Below are 17401 nucleotides of genomic sequence, written 5' to 3' on the forward strand. Positions count from 1 at the left end.
TGGCACGATTATAATCAAAACTAGATAAGCACCTGTTTAAATTAAACTTATATAAATAAAAAATATAATTTATACACACATTTATACACACTACTCAGGCTGCAACAGAATAAAAAGGGGCATTTCAGCCCCTGTATTAACTTCTCAATTCTTTATGTATTGAACTACTCTGTTCAAGCAGCATATATAAAAGCGCACCTAGTGAACTACTTTCCAAATCTTTATAACTATCATGGTCAGTCAATAGAGTAAGAACCCCCATCATTTGCGTGTTAACCACAGCTATACTTTCTAATTTATTTTCCATCTTTTACCTTCTAAAAAAATAATTCTTAGACATAGTCTATTTGAAAAAAAGACCCATAAATCTGGTCTAAAAAAAATAGTTAGTTGTCAGCTTTAAATTTGAAGTTTTATAGAAATATTACCTTTTAAAGCAACTTGTGAAAGTTACCAACTAGGTAACTTTCAATTGCAACGTGACATGATTAAATTGTATGTAAAATATGTATGCATTTTAAATTAAAGGTTATTCAACGATTGGATTAAGCTTGTTTTTTAATGAGTTAGCTGTTGATTTATGGCCTGTAAATTCGCCTTGTGTAATTGGCGGGCCTGCTCCCTGATCTTTATGGCCGTGGGTTTCTAGGCTTTGGTTTATGTCTTTAACCAGGCTTATTAAATCAAGGAGTACTTGAGCAACGTTTACTGAATTATTTCCTAGCCACACTGTTTTACCTTCCACCTTTGCTAAATCTGTTGCTTTAGCGTGTAGGGTTTTGAGCGTGGTTAGGTTCATGTTTTTGGTGGCTTCAATATCTACCTGTTCTTTGCTACCGAGTAGTAATCCTTCAAGGGCTATGATCAATGCTTTTTCGCCGACCACTGTTTTTAAGGCGCCCATTACCTCAGTGATTTGGTTGCCGTCGATTTTTGTAATGTCGTGGCTGTCTATGCTGCAGGTGCGTTCGTGGTAGTTTTGTTCGCTTTTGCGTGCAGTTGTTTTGCGCGTGTCACTATCTTGGGTTATGCCGCCATCAGTGGTTAACTGCCAGTTGCCGTCGCGCCCTTGTAATTTGCTACGGTTATTTTGTTGCAAGGTTACGTCGGTTCGTTTGTGCTCTGGCACTAAGCTTTGCCATGGTAATAAGCTGGTGATCACTGGATGGCTGTTTAGGCCGTCGATATATTGTATTAAACACTGCATGCCTGGTACGGGTTCGTTTAATAATCCGTGATCAGATGCTTGCCCTGTACCAAGTGTTACTTGCTGAAATACGGGCACTGCTAATGGCTCGCCTGTTCGCGGGTTTAATAGCTGTACGTCGGCGCCTTTTAGCGGCCTAAATGTAGTGCTGACTGCTGCACCGTCACTTGGTAGGTCATATATTTTTTCAATGCGCGCCAATTGGGGTAAATGTTTTCTCTCGTTCAGCTCTGGAAAATAGCGCTGTATTAGGCGTTTAATGGCTTGTTTGACCATCGTATGTGCATCCTGTCGTTGATTAGTGTTACTTCGGTAATGTGTCGGCCATTTAGTTTTATGCCTGGTCTTAGTTTTGGGATAGCGATTAGCTCGCCAGTGGTTGAGCTTTTGGCGGTTATTGTGTGCTCTGGAAAATCGTTAATGACTGCCATCGGCCAGCGCGAGTCGTGCCAACTGCCTACAAATATTTTACCGTCAGGGCGCTGCTGAAATATAAAATCATTAATGCCCCATACTTTGCCGATTTGTCTGAGTGCTTCAATGCCGGTACCGCTGTGATAAAACGCTGGCATTATTTGATTTAAATATTCTGCGTTTTCTGGCGTTACAAACTCAACACCGAGTTTTGCCAATTCATCAAGCACAGTGTTTATTGTCGGGTGTCGAACCGCCAGCGGTGCCGGAAAGCTTAACGCGCCGAGTAATTCGCGGCAGGTTAAATACCAACGACCATTGGCTTGGTGCTTTGATTCTATAACGCCGAGAAAATACGGGATCATATTATCTAGCGTGTACCCTAAGTGCAGTTCAACTAATCCGCTGGGCGCTTGCTCTGTGACCACTTCAAACTTTGCACGACCGGTGCTGGCAATATCAAGCTGCACAGTTTTATCAACAATATTGGTAACATGCTGGCCGCCAATTTTTAAGGAGTTTGAAAACCGCGCGGTCATGGCCCTTCGACCTCATTAAATTTATTTTGAATATCGTCGTTACTGGTTGTTGTTTGTGTTATGGCATTTTGGTTTGCTACTGTATCTAGCTGCTGTTGTTCGCGCTCAGAAACTGATTGAACCTCTACGAGCTTAAACGCTACTTGCCATCCGCGTTTGTCTTCAAGTTCAGTTGCTTTCACTTCACCGTCAAACTTTGCTTTACGTATTTTATAGGCTTGTGCGAGTGCATTATTAATTGTGTAAATAATGCGGGCGCCGTTTTCGTCTAACGCTTTTGCTTTGCTGATAAGTAATGCTAACTCGCTTTCTTGATCAAACGGAATTTTTGTATTTACGGTGAGTGTACCGGGCTTTACGCCTTGATCACTGCTCAATGCAAAGCTACCAAACCCTGACATATCGCCGCCGGCTAATTTGATGCCTGCATTTACACGAGTTTCAAAGCCTGGCACATTCCAACCGTCTAGCGCGATACTCATAACACCTCTTTAATTTGATTAAGTTCGTCCAGTTCGCCAACGAATAAACACAGTGCCCAATAACGATCATCACCGCCTTTACTCGCAACTGAACCGGCTAACTGTTTAGCTGTGCCGGCTGTTATTAATTGCATATCTAAGCCACTGCTTTGGGCAGTAAATTGCGCTTGATTTAGCCGCTGGTCGCGGGCTGTTTTTAGCTCTGCTGTTTGGCTTAGTGCATCATAAATCGTGGTAATTAATTGCTTGCCGCTATCGTTTACTGTAGCGAGTTCGTCCGCTATTTGCAGATCACGAATTGGTAATAGGTTTTGCAGGGTGTTTATTTGCCACTCTATGCTTTGCCCGTCATATGTTACGAGCTTGCTTTGCTCTAACGTGCTGTCACTTTTGGCGTATTGACCGCAGGCTATAAACTCAGGGATTGGGCAATAGCTGTTTATCGATTCCAGCTTACTGGCAAGTGCTGCGGGATCGGTTGCACTTACTGACAACAATAAACCGCTATACCTTGCTGGTTTATCAGTGCGCGTCGCGTCTTTAATGGCTAATCCAAGCAGCTGCGCGCCCACTTGCATTGAGCAAGGGGCGGCAGTTTGGTGATAACAAAACGCTACGTTATGCATTGTCAGGCAATGGATAACGGGTTTTGATTTCAGATACTTTATCACGCCACTTTTGTAGTGACTCGGGTGTGCCATCAAATTGTGCTTCCATATACAAAGGGTCTGACTCTGCTTTGTATGCCGCTAGCCGCTCAGAAAGTACCTCTAAACGTCCATTTTCCTTGGCTAAGGTGTCTAGCATAGTGGCAACATCCGCTTCGCTAACACCCATTTCAAGTAAAATATTTGGTTCTGCGGGTACATTTACAAAGTTAACCCCATTAATGGTTAATTTTTTAAAAAACATGTTTCCTCCTTATTTAAGCTTTGCGCTGAAGCATTGAATCAAATGGCGTAAGAGTACCTATTGGGCTTTTAAGCTCAGTAAACGGAATTGGTTTTACTGTCCATTTATAAGAACCTGATGACTCAGAAATAATACCTTCACTAATGAGCGTGGTTTCGTGTTTATCACTGTACTGAACATCAATATTCCAGTTACTAATCAACTGATACTTAATGCCCCCTCCTCGTAAGTAAAACCCTGATGCTCGATAACAATACGGACCGATTAAACCGTCTGATCCGCCACCATAAAGCGGTAAATTAGGGTCGAGTTTTTCATTAAAACAGTTCATTCTAAAGTCAGGATGACTGAATACTTGATTATAACTTTCATCAAATCGCTTTAATTGCATAAACGCAGGGTTCCCATGCCAAGGAGTTGAACTACCTTCTATCTCAGCAAATAAACCACATTGATGTTCCGATAATGGATTTAAAGGTTTTGTGTCGCTATTCCAATTATATGTGCGCCATACTTTTAACTTTCCGCCAGAATGAGGAAAAGTAAACCACACCGGGTATAAGTAATCACTAGATCCACCTATCGTTATATCCGTCACGATCCGCTTTTCAGGTTGTGCACTGCTTATAAAATTATCAACTTGCGCTTCTTTAGCCGAAATTCGCTGCTCTTGCTTTGCCAATGTATCGTTAATTTTTCCAACTTGGCCTGCAACGACTTCTGTTAATGCATCCGCTGATGCAATCAAACTACCTAATTGCTGGTTTATATCTGCCATGGTTATTTATCCTCTAATACTCGGTGAATATGTCGTTTCATATTATTAATTTGCGCTGTGACCGTGATCAGTAACACATTGTTAATTGAATCAATCTGTGGGCTGTAATCAAACATCCATGATTGTGCAGGGATAGTAATGCGAGCTAGTGCCGCAGCCGCTGCAAACTTGAGTACAAACGATCGGTTATGTACGTTGTTTACACCTTGGCGTTTGCGCTGTAATGGCAAGTAATCAATGGCTAATAGTGTGCCATCTTTTGTTACTAGACCTATCCAGTTGTAGTCGAAGTCGCCAACGTCTTGCTCAAGTATCACAGCCCAGGCGACGGTATTTGCATCCACATAGCCTTTTGCATCAATGTCGCGTCTGTGTACTATTTGTAGCGCACTGGGCATTTTTTCGTTCGGATTACGCTGTGCGCTTTCGTTTAGATTTGGTACGTTTGCTAATACCAACTCCTTTACATCAAGCCCTTTATTTTCTAGTGCGCGGGCTGTGATGTAACCTTTACCGGCATTGGTCATAATGCCGGTGATCGCTTGGGTCATAATGGCTCCTTGGCGATACTGACACCGCCCTCTTTACTTAAAAATCCATAGTGATGATGTGCGGCAATAACATGCTGTACATCGGTGGTGATTGCTTGGTGATGTGTATTACTTACAAGGTTGTCGCACCCTAAAAATTGATATAGCTGCTCAATTGGTAATGTGTGTTTTACATCGTGCGTTATTGCATGCAGTGGCGCATGGCTACTTTCGTTTTGCAAATCAGTAAAACCGTGGCTGTATTGCTGCTGGGCTTTATTTTGTGCGGCTAAATGCAGTGGGTGATCAATGTGACAGCTATCCCACTGTACGTGGGTTAATCCTACGCTCAGCGACACATCGGCTTTGTTATGCACGGTCAATTCGTAGCGTCGGCAAGTTCGCCCATAGAGCTGTATTAGCTCTGGTAATAGCTCATTAGCGCTGGCAAGCGTTGTATCAGTCATATCTATGGCGATAATGTCCCAATCTCGGCCGTCGATTCGTTCGCGCACGTTAAGTATCTCTAACCCTAGACGGTCAAAAATACTTTTAACAGAGGCTACTTCACCGGCGTCAATGGTATTAACCAATGCATGCTGTACGCGCTTACGATATAGCTCGATTGGTTCGTCATCTAAGCGATTAGTTAAACGCTCCCATGCTAAAAAACCTAATACGGGCTCTTCGTTTTTCGATTCGTCTTTTTGGTTTACTGCCCACATAACATAGTCGCGTGATTGCCCCCAATAGCCGGTTGCCGCTTTTACCAGTTTTTCGGCGTAGCCTTTGTTTAACCAGGTTGCGATTTCATTAGCCATTTACCACCTCGTTAACGGTTAATGATGTAAGTACAGGTAGCCAATTAGCGGAGGTTATGTCGTCAATATCAAACTTGATTGATTTAAGTTGACTAAACTGCTCATGGCACTCTGTAATTAATTGACTAATGCTGAATACTGTTTGATGCGCTACACGTGTGGGTGCATACGCTGCATTTTGACGAAATGCGGCTTGTATAAACGTGGTTAAATCGCTTTGAATAGCTTGGCTATTATCATGTAATTTATACGTTGCAGTAATATTAAACCCAGTGGTCGCCATGGCGTAGACCATAAAGTCATCCCCTAAGCCATGATGGCCTGCGGTGCGAATATGCTGATTGATGGCACTAAGTAATGCCGTTGGTACGGGGCCAACGTCTAAATAAATATACGCATTTGCAGTACCTGGACCACGCGGGGCGTTTACTTCAATAACAATGTTGTCTATTGGTACAGCAAAGCTTGCAATAATTTGCTTGTATACGGCGTTAATATGCCAGCGCGCGGCTGTGCCAAACACATTACGAATACGTAAGCGATAATGCTCGGTGCTCTCATCGTCAGAACCAGGCTTAATTAACCAGTCGTCGTTATTTGTTACGGTGATCCCGTCTTGTTGCTCAATAAAAAAGCGATAAGCATGAGCGGGTAAGTTAAATGCGGCGCCTGTATCGGTGGCCTCAGCGTGTGCATACGCGATGCGTTGGCCGTCGCTAAAATAAACATCTTGTAACAATGCAAGCATGTAAGCTGTATCGCCCAGCATATCAGTCACCACTTGCGTGCCGGCAACGATAGAGGTTTCACCTTCGGTATTGCTTCGCCTGAACGTGAGTATGCCTTGTGCTTTTACGCCCGCTTGAATAAATACATTACGCGCGGGGCCGTGACGCTCAATTAATGCAGTTCGGCTGGCGGTCATAATAAATAAGTCAGGCATTAGCTGGGTTGCTATCCAATTAAATAGCTGCACAACGGGCTTTGTGATCAGCGCTTCAACGGTTCGCCAGAAGGGGCCAAACGGTGAGTTGTTCGCAACTTGGATATTTTGCTTTTTTAGCTGTGCTTGCCACTGCGTTTGCGCAGTTTGCTCATCCAGTGGCAACCCCGCTTTTTGCATCAGTGTTTTAAATTCCACTCGTTATCCCCCCGTATTGGCGCGTTTGTGCGGTGATGCTTAATGTACCGTCGTCATTGCGGTACACATTTATTGTGCCCGGCTTGATGCGGTCGTCTTGCTCAGTGAGTAATTCAATCTCAGTTAAAATCGGCGCTATGCCGTTTTTATTTCGCAGGCCAATGAGCTTTACCAATAAGCCGCTTTCTAAAATTCGGTGCTTTATGTCTTGGCCAATTACATCGGCTTTTTTTAATGTGCTTGGGCTTAACGAGTCGTTTAGTACAAAGTCGTTATCTTCAATCGCGAGATCAATGTGTAGTGCAATATCAAAGTTCATTAGCCAGCTAACTCCATCATTTGCTCAAAGCTTTGCGCTACGTCGTCTGACTTAATCGTTAAGCTGTCAATGTGCACGCTCTTACGGTTATCGCTGTCGCTTGAACTACTGCTGTTATGTGTATTGCTCGTTAGGTTTTGTAAAAACGCTGATTTTTGCACTTTGGCTTTATAGCTATTGCTTTGCTGTTGTTGCTCAGTGCTTAGTTGATCAACTTTGTAAGCACTGGCATTGGCTACGTTGGTAATTGCCTGATCTGTTTTGACCACGGGCGATGGCTGTAATGGCGCTGCGCCTTGATTAACACGGGTAAGTTGTACGTGTTTACTACTATAAACAGGTGAATTGGCAGCGTTAGTAAAATTGTTAGCTGTGCTAACAACGGTATTTTGTAGCGCTGATTGCGGTGCGAACGGCGTTGATTGTGCAATATAACCAGCATAGTTATGTGTAGCTGAGCTGTTTTGTAATGCTGAGTTAATAGCGCTGTTATTTTTGTTGGCCGTTGTTGCACTAGTTGAGTTTGCGACACCGTTCGCAGCTGTGGTTACTGCGTTAGTTTGTGTCTTTGCTACAACTGAATTTATGGCACTGTTATTTAACGCGCTGGTTTGAGTAAGCGCGCTATTTGTTTGGTTTGTAGCAATACTGTTTTGTAATGTTGGGTTAATTACACTATTCATTGCTGTGCTTGTTGAATACACAGCATCGTTAACAGCCGAGTTAATAGCGCTGTTCTTGATGTTGCCCGTTGTCGCGCTCATTGATTTTGCGCCATCGTTCGCGGCTGTGGTTACTGCGTTGGTTTGTGCATTCGCTACAACTGAATTTATGGCACTGTTATTTAACGCGCTAGTTTGTGCGTGCGTGTTACTTGTTTGGTTTGTAGCAATGCTATTTTGCAATGTTGGGTTAGTTGCATTGCTCATTGCTGTGCTTGTTGAATACACAGCATCGTTAACAGCCGAGTAAATAGCGCTGTTATTGATGTTGGCCGTTTTAGCGCTTGTTGATTTTACGCTATCGTTCGTGGCTGTGGTTACTGCGTTGGTGTGTTCATTTGCTACAACTGAATCTACAGCACTGTTATTTAACGCGTTGATTTGTGTCAGCGCGTTATTTGTTTGCTCAATGGCATGACTACTTTGTAATGCTGAGTTAATAGCATTATTCGTTTGGCCTGCGTTTAACTGCGTTCGATTTGAATATGTAACATCATTCACTGCAGCATGGTTGGCGCTGACTTTGTTGCCTGGTACTTGCGCGGCTTTGTTGATCACGGCTTGGCCGTAGTCACCGCTGAATGCTTGACCTGCATTTTGCATGACTAAATTGCTAGGCTGAGCACGGTTAATGTTTTCGTGTGTTGAGGTTGCCTCTGTTTTTATTTTTGCCTCTGTATCGTCAATCAGGCCGAGTTTTTCAAGCACCCATTTAACGCTATCAATTACCCCATTAAAGGCCGCTTTCACACTATCAAACACCGCCATTAATACTTTGCCCCAAGCGGTATTTTGAAACGCAGTCACTAAATCATCCCAATAATAGATAAGTGCCCCAACGGCTGCGATGAGTGCAATAACACCTGCTACCACCCACGTAATTGGGTTTGCCCAAAGCGCCGCATTAAATAGCCACGTAGCCGCTTGGCCTGCGAGCATAACCGCTTTAAATGTTCCCATAGCAATGGCCGCCGCGCCCATCGTGGCAATGAGTGATAAAAAGCCCAATACACGCAGTGCGATTAACGCCCCCTGCCATAGTTTTGTTAATACGGTTAAGCCACCTGTTAGCGCGGCACTTGAAACAAGCGCCATTTTATACAGGCCCATCGTAAAAATAATGATGCCATGAACCGTGATCAGCGCGACGATAACCACAACCAGCGTTGCGATCACGCTTGATAAAAACGGGAATCGCTCAGTCAGTGACACAATGCCCGCAAAGCCGGCTGCGAGTATTTCAACGAACGGCTCAACCACAGGCAATAAGCGGTTACCCATTGCGGTGGCTGCAGCATTAAATGAACCGCCTAAACGATCCCATGGGCTGGCAATGATGTTTGCCATTTCCAAGGCTTTGGAGTTATCTTGCACGTTTTCAAAAACGGTGATGCCGTCTTTTAATTTGTCTACTTTAGTGCTGAGTACATCAACGGCTTTTGCGCCTTGTTTACCAAATATTTGGGTCAGTACATCGCCACGCGCTACAGAACCCAGCGAGGATAAGCGGTTATTAATACGCCCTAGCACCACATCAATCGCGAGCATGTCGCCGTTATCAGCGGTTAATTTTATGCCTAATGCATCTTGCGCTTTACCAATCCCTTGTAATAATGAAGCCGCTTGTGTACCAGCCACTGATCCTGATTTAGCAACCAGTTGCAGTTCGCCCACTAACGCGAATTGTTGAGCCGAGCTTAAGCCAATGTTTGTCGCGGTCGCCCCAAGGTTTGAAAACGCGGCTTGCATTTCTGCACCAGTGGTTTTGTATAGCTGTACGGCGGTGGCGGTTTGCCCTGCTATTTGGTTTACCCAATTCGCTTTGCCCATCTTATTAGCGGTTTTTTCAAAGATGCCATACATGGTGCCCATATAACTGGTGATGGTGGCCGCATCCGCCTTGGTCGCTACAGCTAATATGTTTGATGTTTTAGTAAACTCGGATAGCTCATCACCATTTAAGCCGGCAATGGCTGATTGAATATCGTAAGCACTGCGGACAAATTCGGCAGAGTTACCACCAAATTGAAAGCCAAATTCATACGATGTTTTAGAAAGCTTTTGCAGGGCGTCATCAGTAACGCCCAGTGATTGCACTTCACCCAATGCGGCAACGTGATCAATTGCAGGCGCAAGTGATTTTGCAAGGGCGTAACCACCACCCACGGCTGTGGCTGCGCCGCGCATCATTTGGTCTTGGGCGGCGGCGGTTTGCTGGCTCAGCTGATTAATTTTAGCCATGACTTTATTAACCGGGCCAGTGACTTTGTCAATGATGCCGATTGAATAAGTAAGCTTGTCTAATTTGCTGAGTGTTGCCATTAATTACTCGCCGCCTAATGCTGTGCAAATGCCGTTATTTACGGCGGTTACAAAGTTTTCTTGCTGTGATGTTTCAAGGTAAAGCGCCTGTGCCAAGCTCTCGTCAGTTACTGCTAAATTGCCAAAATATTTAGCGTGGTATGCCAGTAACTGATCAAGCCTGCTTTTGCCTATTTGCTTGGCTCGGCTTTCGATTTTTTTACCGTAAAATTAAACTCGGGTTGATATTCTTCAACAATGGCACCCACTAAAAACAATGCGGCACCTGGTTGCTGTACCAGCTCTTTTAGCTTTTTAGCATCGGCTTCAACCACTGTGTTTAGCAAAAAGTTAGTTGCCGGCTGCACCTTGTTATTCGGCTGAGTCGAGTTAATGTATTTGTTATAGTCAGCGCCATTGACGTTAAATGTAATGTCGCCAACGGGGGTTTCTAATGTGATGTGTTTCTCAAACGCCATGATCAATACTCTCTTTTAAATCTGCTTGCTCTAGCAGTGTGTAGGTAAAATAAGGGCCATACTTGGCTGCTGATTGCTCACACAAAGCAATAAATTCATCAAAGTCATTAGGACTTGCAAACACCTGGCAACCGGCTGACCATTTATCAACTTGCGTTGATGTGACCTTGCTGTTTGCGCGGTGGCAATTAATGCCAAAGTAACCTTGCTGTAGTACTGCTTGGGGTGTGACGTCCGTGTCTAACTCGGTGTCGTGGTTGTTGTCACGTAGAACAACAACCGGTTTATGTTGTACAAGGGCACGGTATTTGCCCTGGTGATAACCCAATGTCCACAGGCTTTTATGCTGCCCTGCAATTAGCACGGCTGTACCATCTACATTCATTGGGTGTTTACGCCAGTAAATACCGGCATCCGTTGTGGCTTTAAACTGCTTTAACTGCCATTCGCTGTTTTGCTGATACAACACACAAATTGCATCGTTAAACGTGTTGGCGCGGGTGTTTGCATGGCGAATACCTATAATGTTTAGGTTTAATTCACCCTCAAATACTTTATGCCCACATGCTTGCAGGGTGCTTAGTAATGTTGTGGCAGTCAGTGTGCGAATGGCTTTAGTCATTACAGATCTCTCACTTCATCAGCGGTTAGATAAGGCACGCCGTTAATTTTGACAAAATCAGGGCTGGTGATCGGACACTTAATTGTTGTGGTGTCTTCTTCGCCGCCATCGGCTTTGATGTTTAAAATCTCGTCTAACTGCGGCAAGCAACCAAACGCTTCAACGTTCTTTTTACCGGCGGATACTTCTGCATTAAATGCCACATCAAAGGGTTCAATGCCTTTCCAACTGCCTGCTTTTTCGGCTTGCGCTTGCACTAATAACCAGTTTTCGTGATCGAGTTTTAGCGTTACTTCGCCCTCTACGTCGCCGTCAATAAAGCCTTTTGGAATACCACGCACTTTTTTAACGGTGCGCCCATCCGTAATTTTGCAAGTAGCTTCCATAACGTGAACCATCGAGCCCCCGATAAAAATATCGAAGTCTTTACCGCCTAATACCTTTTGCATGTTCGCGCTCCTACTCTGCGTTATCTAACATGATCCCAACAATAATGGTGCTGGGTGAATCGATTGGCTTAACCTTAAGCACAACTTGCAACGTGGTCGCATCCATAAACGTGAGGTTAATACTGTCGTCTTTTGGGGCGTCAATTAAACCGGGGAATTTGTCGGCGCCGATGTTTACTGATCGCGCCATATCACGCAGTGGTTTACCCATGATGCGTTTACCAAATTCAATACCGGTGCTGCTATTGTTTAAGCGGCGATTTTTAACGTTTTGAATACCGATGATGCGAACGGCACGCGCGGCTTTATCGACAATGCGGCCTATTTCGATTTTTTGGAAATCACCGCCTTCAGCATCCAGCATGTTTACATCGCCAAAATAGGTGCCGTCAAAATCAGGGTAAAACTGCGTGCAACTAAAACGCTGTGCATCCAGTGCCGCAGTGGTTGAATTAGTAAGCGGTTTGCCTGCTGCATCAGTTGGGTGTGGCATCAGTGACAATGCCCCAGTGAGTACACGCATTGGGCTATCAGCAATAGTGACTGAGCTTTTACATAAACGCCCTGTTACGCCGCCGAGTTCATCACCAAATAAAAGCGGGATCACTGCAACGCGTTCGCCTACTACACCATCAGTTAATGGCTGTAATGCAGTTACTAAATCTGACCAATTTTGCTCAGGCGTTAAACCTGGTGCCGCTAATAAAAAGCGCACGTAACGCGATTGGCCTGACAGGATTTCAAGCGCTTTTGCTTGATAGCTTTCGATTTCGGCTTTACCTGTGACAGGCGTACAAATAACAATGATTTCAGGACTGATGTCTTGATCCATTGCTTCATCAATTAAGGCCATTACATCATCACCGGCGCCATGCGGGATGGCATAGCCACTGACTAGGTCATCGCCGTTGCGTTGCCATGCTTTTACTTGGGTTTTTAATGGTGAGTCGGCAGCGCCAAACAAATCATCAAAATCACTTTGTGCGTTAATGGGTAAAATGCTGCCATTATTTTCGGGCGCTTGGCCTAAAAATAATACGCTGCGCTCTACTTGTTTTGTAGCGCCACTGCCTGTTTGAATGGCGGCAACGGATACTTTACCTTGTGCCATGGTCGTTCCTTTTGCTTTGCGCTACGCCACGTGCATAGCTTTGTTTAAAATAAAACTTTGTTGCTGTTTTTGTTCAGTAACGGTTTGCCCTAAAAAAGAGCGGGCAGGCAAATCAATTTGCCATGAGCTCTTGCCTGAGCTGCCCTTTAAATCACGCAGTAAAAACCCTGCTTGGTTAATACTTAAATTTTCTGTAATCCATTTAATGCTGGGGCGCTTACTGCCCTTACCTTTGCCGCGTGGAATTGTGTAACCCTCGGCTATTAGTGCCCGGGCTAAATTACGCGTGGCTGGCCCTTCTTTATTCTGTGCAGCTAAACCTTTGGGTTTACCTACATCTAGGCTTACACCCTCTTGATGAGCGCGGGCTATTTTGCCGCTGTTGCCACCTCTAAAATAAACCCCTGCGCTATTGGCGCCGTAACGTACTTTCATGTTGCGCTTTAGCTTGGTGAGCATTTTCTTTTTTTTGCCGTTGGCTCTGCCTTGCCATGTTTTGCCTACCAGATCACGTTGCCCAGTAATGCGCTCTTTACTGCTTTTGTTTGCTGCACGTATTGCACTGCGCAATAGGTTGCGGCGTTTATTTGGCTTAAGCTGTAAAAACGCTAATTGTTCTTTACTGCGCCCTTCGTCAAACTTGACGTTAAGCACTTACTTCACCATGCAGTGTGAACGCTTCAGCTATCCACAGGCTTTGTTCACCAAAATCATAACGACTACCGTTTAATTCAAATGGGCCGTTAGGTGTGTGTATTAGCTCGATGTCTTCACATAACTGCTCTATCGTTAGCTCTACTTCGTTGCTGTTGTCGTCGTTTACGTCGGCGCTAAATTCAATGTCGGTGCTGTCATAACGCCCACCATTGTTTTGCAACCAAAACGATGCAAACGCACAGATCAATGCTGCCGGTGCTGCACAAGGGTTTATGCTAATAACCCCTGAGTAATAAAAACGCGCAGCTAATAAGCCGTTGCCATTGACCGTTTTGCTGCTTGGCTCTATGCGCCCGCCTTCTATCCAGCTATCAAACTGGGTATCGAGCGCAAGTTTGTGGCCTTGATATACGGCAGTGGCTAAATGCTGTTTAAGCATTGCTATTTTGCTCTGACTCATAACAGCGCTACCGATAAGTTAGGGCTCAGTGCTTGCAGTAAACGCATGGCGTTTATGCTTTCGCGTTGCCAGTGATCATAATTATCAATTGCAGTTTGGCTTTGTGCTGTTGCGTTGTCTCGGTGCGTACTGCCCAGCTTTGATACCAATAAATGCGCCTTGGCTTTGCTATAAACCGCATCGTTATAAAACATGACTTGTTGAGCGTTTAGTGGCTCACCGTTGGTGAGCACCGCGCTTGCTAGTTCTTGGTTAATTTCACCCTGTGCACGCTTTAGCTTTTCAACGAGCATCGCACTTTTGCTGGCATACTCTTGGGCAACTGCGTAGTGCTCAATAAAATACGCGGTGCTCAATGCTGGGTAATAGCCATTACCTGGCACATCAACATTGATGCTTTGTAAATCTGCTTGGGGCATACCGCTTAAGTTCATATTGCACCTGTAAAACACACATTAAATTGGGTGTGGGCGCCACTTAGTCACAGGGCGTCAAACAACGAATGCTGACGAAGTGCTAAGTTGCCCACCGGCGTTGGAGCTGTTATTCGCTAACGATCCCTTTTAACTGTTTCGTTAGCTTATCGACTAAACCTTTAACCCCTGCTTTGTCGTTAATCGCTTGGGCGTGCTCCGCAAATAACAGTGCATTACCATAGTTATGCTGGGCTGCATCAACCTTGGCAGCAATGGCGTACAATTTACCGCCTACGACTTCAAGGCCGTTCCAATCTTGATTTTTTACGGTATTGATCAGGCCGCGCAGTACGTAGCTAATATCAAACAAGCCTTGCAACTTTGATTCTGTTAGGTAGTAATTTGCATCGTCATAGAGTTGGTCGATAACGAACGCAGGCCAATGCTTGGTATTAAATACCGTTGGTAGTGGTTGCTTTTGCTCAACCATAAATGGCAGTAGTTCTAACACAGCATCCCAGCGTTTAAGATCAACCAACCAAATAAACACCCATGCTAAAACGGTGTTCGGGTGGCACTGGCCGCTTAGTCGATATTGATTGATGTAACCTAAGTAATCCTGGCGCTCTAACGCTTCAGATTTGTATGTCGCTTTATCTGCAATATCTGTAAATGTTTTTAGTTGAGCTAAGTCAGATTCGATGGCCGCTGCATAAAGCTGGTACTCGGTTTGCGTAGTGATAATGGTTGGCGCATGGGTGTTCGTGGCTGTTGCCGCGACCGTTGGCGCTTTTTTGTCAGTGCTTGTTGGTACGCTGCTTGCTGCTTTGGCTAATGATTTTTTGACTAAGCTCATTTAAAAACACTCTTTAATTTTGTGAAAAAAAGCCGCCCCGAAACAAGGAATATAGGGCGACTAACTGCTGCTAAATAATCAGGCTGCTATGCCCACGCGTCGCCGGCGGCATTTGGTAACTTGATGCTGGTAGACTCGAAGTACATGACTTTTTCAAGGTCTTCTACGTAGTAGCAATCGTTGCGTGATAGGTAGTCCTCAACGCGCTTTTTCTTGGCGTTGTTTTCTACACTGGTACGCGTTGAGCCCGTTTGTACGTAGTGACTTAAGTTGTCAAAACTGGTGACTAAAATGCCGCGTGCGGGGAAAAACGGGATTTTGTAAGTCATCAAACCGCCGTAGGTATCAATCACCTGCTGCAATTCAATCTTGGTTTTTTCGCTTGGCGTATGGGCTTGTTTGGCGTAGAGCTTATTTTTATCGTGCGCTAATAACTCGTCGCCAATAATGGCTACCATATTTGCACGCTTATGCTCAGGAATACCTTGCAATGCGTCGTGCACCGCTTGGTCTAAGTTTTCGTAATCGCCATCGGCACCGATGCGAATTTCGCCAGCGGTTGCGCCTTCACTAATTGCACGCTCTGGAGCATCGCGGCGGATCAACTGCAACCAACCAATGTTTACATCGTTCATCATTGGGTAGGCTGTAATGTCGGTTGTATCGGCTACGTGTGTACCATTCCAACCAATTTTAATAATGTCGAGTGCGATTGCTTGGCGAACGTGGTTACGATAGCGATTATGAAAATCAGGGAACTTAGACCACTGATCCATTTTTACCCATGTGATATGAATGTCACATTCAACCGGGTAACAACGGTATTCACGCTTAGCGAGCTTTGATACGTCGCGGGTTTTACGCTCTTTGGTATCGTCAGTTTCAACCCCTGCGCGGCCTGTAATACCACCGTCTACACTCATGATCACCGATTGACCAACAAGGTCATCAACCGGTGCGGTGTTGATCATCTGTAAAAATTCAGCTGACTCGTAAACGGCATCGTATAAACGCTGCTCTACTGTTGGCTCTACGTTAAATTGTTCGCTCATAGAGGTAACGCCGTAATTAACGGCCATGCCTGCCATAATGGCGACGAATAATTCTTGGGTTCTTGTCTTCATCTGCTTTCCTGCGTGTTGCTAAGTAATGTTAAGGTGATGCACTTACAGCAATTTGCTGTATTTGCCTTCTTCGCCTTCTGGTTCGTCGTCGGCGTCGGTTGTGCCACCCGCAGGTGTTTTTAATGCTTTTTCAAACTTATCGGTTAGCTCAGTAAGCAGCTGCTTAGTTGAAGATAATTCTTCTTTAACTTGGCTTAGCTCTGTGCTTTGCTCGCCTTCTGGCTGCGCTTCTTCAGCTTCCACTTGTGTGGTTGAAAACGAATCAAGCTTTGTTGTTAAGCCATCGAGCTTTTTACCAAACTCGGCAAACGGTGTGCCTAGCGCGTCTTTTAACGCGGTTGCGAATTCTTCTGGTTTCATGTCGGACTCTTCCTGATTGAATGATAATAATCGTTTAAAAAAGGGTTTTTTAGGTGGTGTGTCGATTGGCTCACATGACCCTAAATCAACGGTTAATAAGGCGACGTCCTTGTCGTCTGGTTTACTCTTACTACTGAAATGGATTCGGTCGGTGTAGCAGCTTGCTGGGTAGTCGGTCACTGCTAAGCCTGTTAGGTAGGTTTTGCCAGAGCCCATAAAATCGCGGCTAATTTCGATACTAAAGTAAACCGCTTGGTCTGCTTTGTTCAGCTCAACAAAGCCTTGATTGGGGGCAAGCACGGCGTATAAACACACAACGCCTTCTTCGTTTTCATAGGCTTCAACGCTTACTACATCGCCCAACATGCCGGGTATATCCACGTTATGCAGGTTTTTAGCGGCCCAGCCTGACCAATTAAATTCGTGATCAATATTAATGCGGGCGCCGTATTTGCGCGGGTTGTAGGTTTCTACTATGTCGGCTACGTCTTGCTCTGATATTTCACGGCCGTCAACGGTCATGCCTACAGCGGCAATCGATAACGGTTTAGTACGTAGTTGACCTGGCATAAACAACCCTTTTTAAATATGTGCAAATTAAGCGTATTGCTTTAAAGTAGTTGCAGTTTGCACCCTCTTTTTATTCCTTTCCAACGGTTTAACTTTTTGAAATTCCTATATTTAACTTTTAGGAATGGTTA

Annotated in this window: 23 protein-coding genes; all 23 read right to left on the bottom strand. The window is 44.7% G+C overall.

The window, feature by feature from the left end; translation table 11 throughout:
- Nucleotides 1-136: 136 nt before the first annotated feature.
- The 23 genes from H5154_RS20155 to H5154_RS20260 all read right to left on the bottom strand — a co-directional run bounded on the left by H5154_RS20155 (nucleotide 137) and on the right by H5154_RS20260 (nucleotide 17270).
- The gene (locus tag H5154_RS20155) at nucleotides 137-307 is read right to left on the bottom strand and encodes a hypothetical protein (protein WP_182719408.1); all 171 of its coding nucleotides are present in this window, start codon (nucleotides 305-307) and stop codon (nucleotides 137-139) included.
- 222 nt (nucleotides 308-529) lie between these two features.
- The gene (locus H5154_RS20160) at nucleotides 530-1483 is read right to left on the bottom strand and encodes a hypothetical protein (RefSeq protein WP_182719409.1); all 954 of its coding nucleotides are present in this window, start codon (nucleotides 1481-1483) and stop codon (nucleotides 530-532) included.
- Entirely contained in the window at nucleotides 1456-2160 is a 705-nt protein-coding gene (locus H5154_RS20165) for a hypothetical protein (RefSeq protein ID WP_182719410.1), read from the bottom strand. Before H5154_RS20165 ends, H5154_RS20160 begins: the two co-directional genes overlap by 28 nt.
- The gene (locus H5154_RS20170; protein WP_182719411.1) at nucleotides 2157-2642 is read right to left on the bottom strand and encodes a hypothetical protein; all 486 of its coding nucleotides are present in this window, start codon (nucleotides 2640-2642) and stop codon (nucleotides 2157-2159) included. Before H5154_RS20170 ends, H5154_RS20165 begins: the two co-directional genes overlap by 4 nt.
- Complete coding sequence (locus H5154_RS20175) at nucleotides 2639-3268, bottom strand: hypothetical protein (protein ID WP_182719412.1); 630 nt, start codon at nucleotides 3266-3268, stop codon at nucleotides 2639-2641. Before H5154_RS20175 ends, H5154_RS20170 begins: the two co-directional genes overlap by 4 nt.
- Nucleotides 3261-3554 (bottom strand): hypothetical protein, encoded by a 294-nt coding sequence (locus H5154_RS20180; protein WP_182719413.1) that lies wholly within the window; start codon nucleotides 3552-3554, stop codon nucleotides 3261-3263. The genes H5154_RS20175 and H5154_RS20180 overlap by 8 nt, the downstream gene beginning before the upstream one ends.
- A 13-nt stretch (nucleotides 3555-3567) precedes the next feature.
- The gene (locus H5154_RS20185) at nucleotides 3568-4332 is read right to left on the bottom strand and encodes a phage tail protein (protein ID WP_182719414.1); all 765 of its coding nucleotides are present in this window, start codon (nucleotides 4330-4332) and stop codon (nucleotides 3568-3570) included.
- 2 nt (nucleotides 4333-4334) lie between these two features.
- Nucleotides 4335-4883 (bottom strand): phage tail protein, encoded by a 549-nt coding sequence (locus tag H5154_RS20190; RefSeq protein ID WP_182719415.1) that lies wholly within the window; start codon nucleotides 4881-4883, stop codon nucleotides 4335-4337.
- Nucleotides 4880-5683 (bottom strand): hypothetical protein, encoded by an 804-nt coding sequence (locus H5154_RS20195; protein WP_182719416.1) that lies wholly within the window; start codon nucleotides 5681-5683, stop codon nucleotides 4880-4882. Before H5154_RS20195 ends, H5154_RS20190 begins: the two co-directional genes overlap by 4 nt.
- A complete protein-coding gene (locus H5154_RS20200; protein WP_182719417.1) occupies nucleotides 5676-6824 on the bottom strand; it encodes a baseplate J/gp47 family protein in 1149 nt (382 codons plus the stop codon). The genes H5154_RS20195 and H5154_RS20200 overlap by 8 nt, the downstream gene beginning before the upstream one ends.
- Nucleotides 6814-7143: a DUF2590 family protein gene (locus H5154_RS20205; RefSeq protein ID WP_182719418.1), complete on the bottom strand. Its 330-nt coding sequence runs from the start codon at nucleotides 7141-7143 to the stop codon at nucleotides 6814-6816. Before H5154_RS20205 ends, H5154_RS20200 begins: the two co-directional genes overlap by 11 nt.
- Entirely contained in the window at nucleotides 7143-10187 is a 3045-nt protein-coding gene (locus tag H5154_RS20210; protein WP_182719419.1) for a phage tail tape measure protein, read from the bottom strand. Before H5154_RS20210 ends, H5154_RS20205 begins: the two co-directional genes overlap by 1 nt.
- A gap of 3 nt (nucleotides 10188-10190) precedes the next feature.
- Nucleotides 10191-10382 (bottom strand): DUF6890 family protein, encoded by a 192-nt coding sequence (locus tag H5154_RS24215; RefSeq protein WP_404936194.1) that lies wholly within the window; start codon nucleotides 10380-10382, stop codon nucleotides 10191-10193.
- The gene (locus tag H5154_RS20215; protein ID WP_064436107.1) at nucleotides 10358-10645 is read right to left on the bottom strand and encodes a putative phage tail assembly chaperone; all 288 of its coding nucleotides are present in this window, start codon (nucleotides 10643-10645) and stop codon (nucleotides 10358-10360) included. The genes H5154_RS24215 and H5154_RS20215 overlap by 25 nt, the downstream gene beginning before the upstream one ends.
- Complete coding sequence (locus H5154_RS20220; protein ID WP_182719420.1) at nucleotides 10635-11267, bottom strand: hypothetical protein; 633 nt, start codon at nucleotides 11265-11267, stop codon at nucleotides 10635-10637. Before H5154_RS20220 ends, H5154_RS20215 begins: the two co-directional genes overlap by 11 nt.
- Nucleotides 11267-11716 (bottom strand): phage protein, encoded by a 450-nt coding sequence (locus H5154_RS20225; protein ID WP_182719421.1) that lies wholly within the window; start codon nucleotides 11714-11716, stop codon nucleotides 11267-11269. Before H5154_RS20225 ends, H5154_RS20220 begins: the two co-directional genes overlap by 1 nt.
- A gap of 10 nt (nucleotides 11717-11726) precedes the next feature.
- Nucleotides 11727-12827: a DUF2586 domain-containing protein gene (locus H5154_RS20230; protein WP_182719422.1), complete on the bottom strand. Its 1101-nt coding sequence runs from the start codon at nucleotides 12825-12827 to the stop codon at nucleotides 11727-11729.
- A gap of 21 nt (nucleotides 12828-12848) precedes the next feature.
- A complete protein-coding gene (locus H5154_RS20235; protein ID WP_182719423.1) occupies nucleotides 12849-13481 on the bottom strand; it encodes a phage virion morphogenesis protein in 633 nt (210 codons plus the stop codon).
- Nucleotides 13474-13944, bottom strand: coding sequence for a phage tail protein (locus H5154_RS20240; RefSeq protein ID WP_182719424.1), 471 nt, complete (start codon nucleotides 13942-13944; stop codon nucleotides 13474-13476). Before H5154_RS20240 ends, H5154_RS20235 begins: the two co-directional genes overlap by 8 nt.
- The gene (locus tag H5154_RS20245; RefSeq protein WP_182719425.1) at nucleotides 13941-14378 is read right to left on the bottom strand and encodes a phage head protein; all 438 of its coding nucleotides are present in this window, start codon (nucleotides 14376-14378) and stop codon (nucleotides 13941-13943) included. Before H5154_RS20245 ends, H5154_RS20240 begins: the two co-directional genes overlap by 4 nt.
- 109 nt (nucleotides 14379-14487) lie before the next feature.
- Nucleotides 14488-15216 (bottom strand): phage terminase small subunit, encoded by a 729-nt coding sequence (gene gpM, locus H5154_RS20250; protein ID WP_182719426.1) that lies wholly within the window; start codon nucleotides 15214-15216, stop codon nucleotides 14488-14490.
- Nucleotides 15217-15302: 86 nt separating this feature from the next.
- Complete coding sequence (locus H5154_RS20255) at nucleotides 15303-16340, bottom strand: phage major capsid protein, P2 family (protein ID WP_182719427.1); 1038 nt, start codon at nucleotides 16338-16340, stop codon at nucleotides 15303-15305.
- Nucleotides 16341-16382: 42 nt separating this feature from the next.
- Nucleotides 16383-17270: a GPO family capsid scaffolding protein gene (locus H5154_RS20260; RefSeq protein ID WP_182719428.1), complete on the bottom strand. Its 888-nt coding sequence runs from the start codon at nucleotides 17268-17270 to the stop codon at nucleotides 16383-16385.
- Nucleotides 17271-17401: the final 131 nt, after the last annotated feature.

This window comes from Pseudoalteromonas sp. SR44-5, from assembly GCF_014163675.1.
GTDB lineage: Bacteria > Pseudomonadota > Gammaproteobacteria > Enterobacterales > Alteromonadaceae > Pseudoalteromonas > Pseudoalteromonas rhizosphaerae.

What these genes read in the sequence shown, in the direction of transcription:
- H5154_RS20210 (WP_182719419.1), bottom strand. Translation starts at nt 10,187, where the DNA reads ATGGCAACACTCAGCAAATTAGACAAGCTTACTTATTCAATCGGCATC.
- H5154_RS20255 (WP_182719427.1), bottom strand. Translation starts at nt 16,340, where the DNA reads ATGAAGACAAGAACCCAAGAATTATTCGTCGCCATTATGGCAGGCATG.
- H5154_RS20185 (WP_182719414.1), bottom strand. Translation starts at nt 4,332, where the DNA reads ATGGCAGATATAAACCAGCAATTAGGTAGTTTGATTGCATCAGCGGAT.
- H5154_RS20160 (WP_182719409.1), bottom strand. Translation starts at nt 1,483, where the DNA reads ATGGTCAAACAAGCCATTAAACGCCTAATACAGCGCTATTTTCCAGAG.
- H5154_RS20245 (WP_182719425.1), bottom strand. Translation starts at nt 14,378, where the DNA reads ATGAACTTAAGCGGTATGCCCCAAGCAGATTTACAAAGCATCAATGTT.
- H5154_RS20205 (WP_182719418.1), bottom strand. Translation starts at nt 7,143, where the DNA reads ATGAACTTTGATATTGCACTACACATTGATCTCGCGATTGAAGATAAC.
- H5154_RS20175 (WP_182719412.1), bottom strand. Translation starts at nt 3,268, where the DNA reads ATGCATAACGTAGCGTTTTGTTATCACCAAACTGCCGCCCCTTGCTCA.
- H5154_RS20155 (WP_182719408.1), bottom strand. Translation starts at nt 307, where the DNA reads ATGGAAAATAAATTAGAAAGTATAGCTGTGGTTAACACGCAAATGATG.
- H5154_RS20190 (WP_182719415.1), bottom strand. Translation starts at nt 4,883, where the DNA reads ATGACCCAAGCGATCACCGGCATTATGACCAATGCCGGTAAAGGTTAC.
- H5154_RS20225 (WP_182719421.1), bottom strand. Translation starts at nt 11,716, where the DNA reads ATGCAAAAGGTATTAGGCGGTAAAGACTTCGATATTTTTATCGGGGGC.
- H5154_RS20220 (WP_182719420.1), bottom strand. Translation starts at nt 11,267, where the DNA reads ATGACTAAAGCCATTCGCACACTGACTGCCACAACATTACTAAGCACC.
- H5154_RS20260 (WP_182719428.1), bottom strand. Translation starts at nt 17,270, where the DNA reads ATGCCAGGTCAACTACGTACTAAACCGTTATCGATTGCCGCTGTAGGC.
- H5154_RS20195 (WP_182719416.1), bottom strand. Translation starts at nt 5,683, where the DNA reads ATGGCTAATGAAATCGCAACCTGGTTAAACAAAGGCTACGCCGAAAAA.
- H5154_RS20215 (WP_064436107.1), bottom strand. Translation starts at nt 10,645, where the DNA reads ATGGCGTTTGAGAAACACATCACATTAGAAACCCCCGTTGGCGACATT.
- H5154_RS20165 (WP_182719410.1), bottom strand. Translation starts at nt 2,160, where the DNA reads ATGACCGCGCGGTTTTCAAACTCCTTAAAAATTGGCGGCCAGCATGTT.
- H5154_RS20240 (WP_182719424.1), bottom strand. Translation starts at nt 13,944, where the DNA reads ATGAGTCAGAGCAAAATAGCAATGCTTAAACAGCATTTAGCCACTGCC.
- H5154_RS20170 (WP_182719411.1), bottom strand. Translation starts at nt 2,642, where the DNA reads ATGAGTATCGCGCTAGACGGTTGGAATGTGCCAGGCTTTGAAACTCGT.
- H5154_RS20230 (WP_182719422.1), bottom strand. Translation starts at nt 12,827, where the DNA reads ATGGCACAAGGTAAAGTATCCGTTGCCGCCATTCAAACAGGCAGTGGC.
- gpM (WP_182719426.1), bottom strand. Translation starts at nt 15,216, where the DNA reads ATGAGCTTAGTCAAAAAATCATTAGCCAAAGCAGCAAGCAGCGTACCA.
- H5154_RS20180 (WP_182719413.1), bottom strand. Translation starts at nt 3,554, where the DNA reads ATGTTTTTTAAAAAATTAACCATTAATGGGGTTAACTTTGTAAATGTA.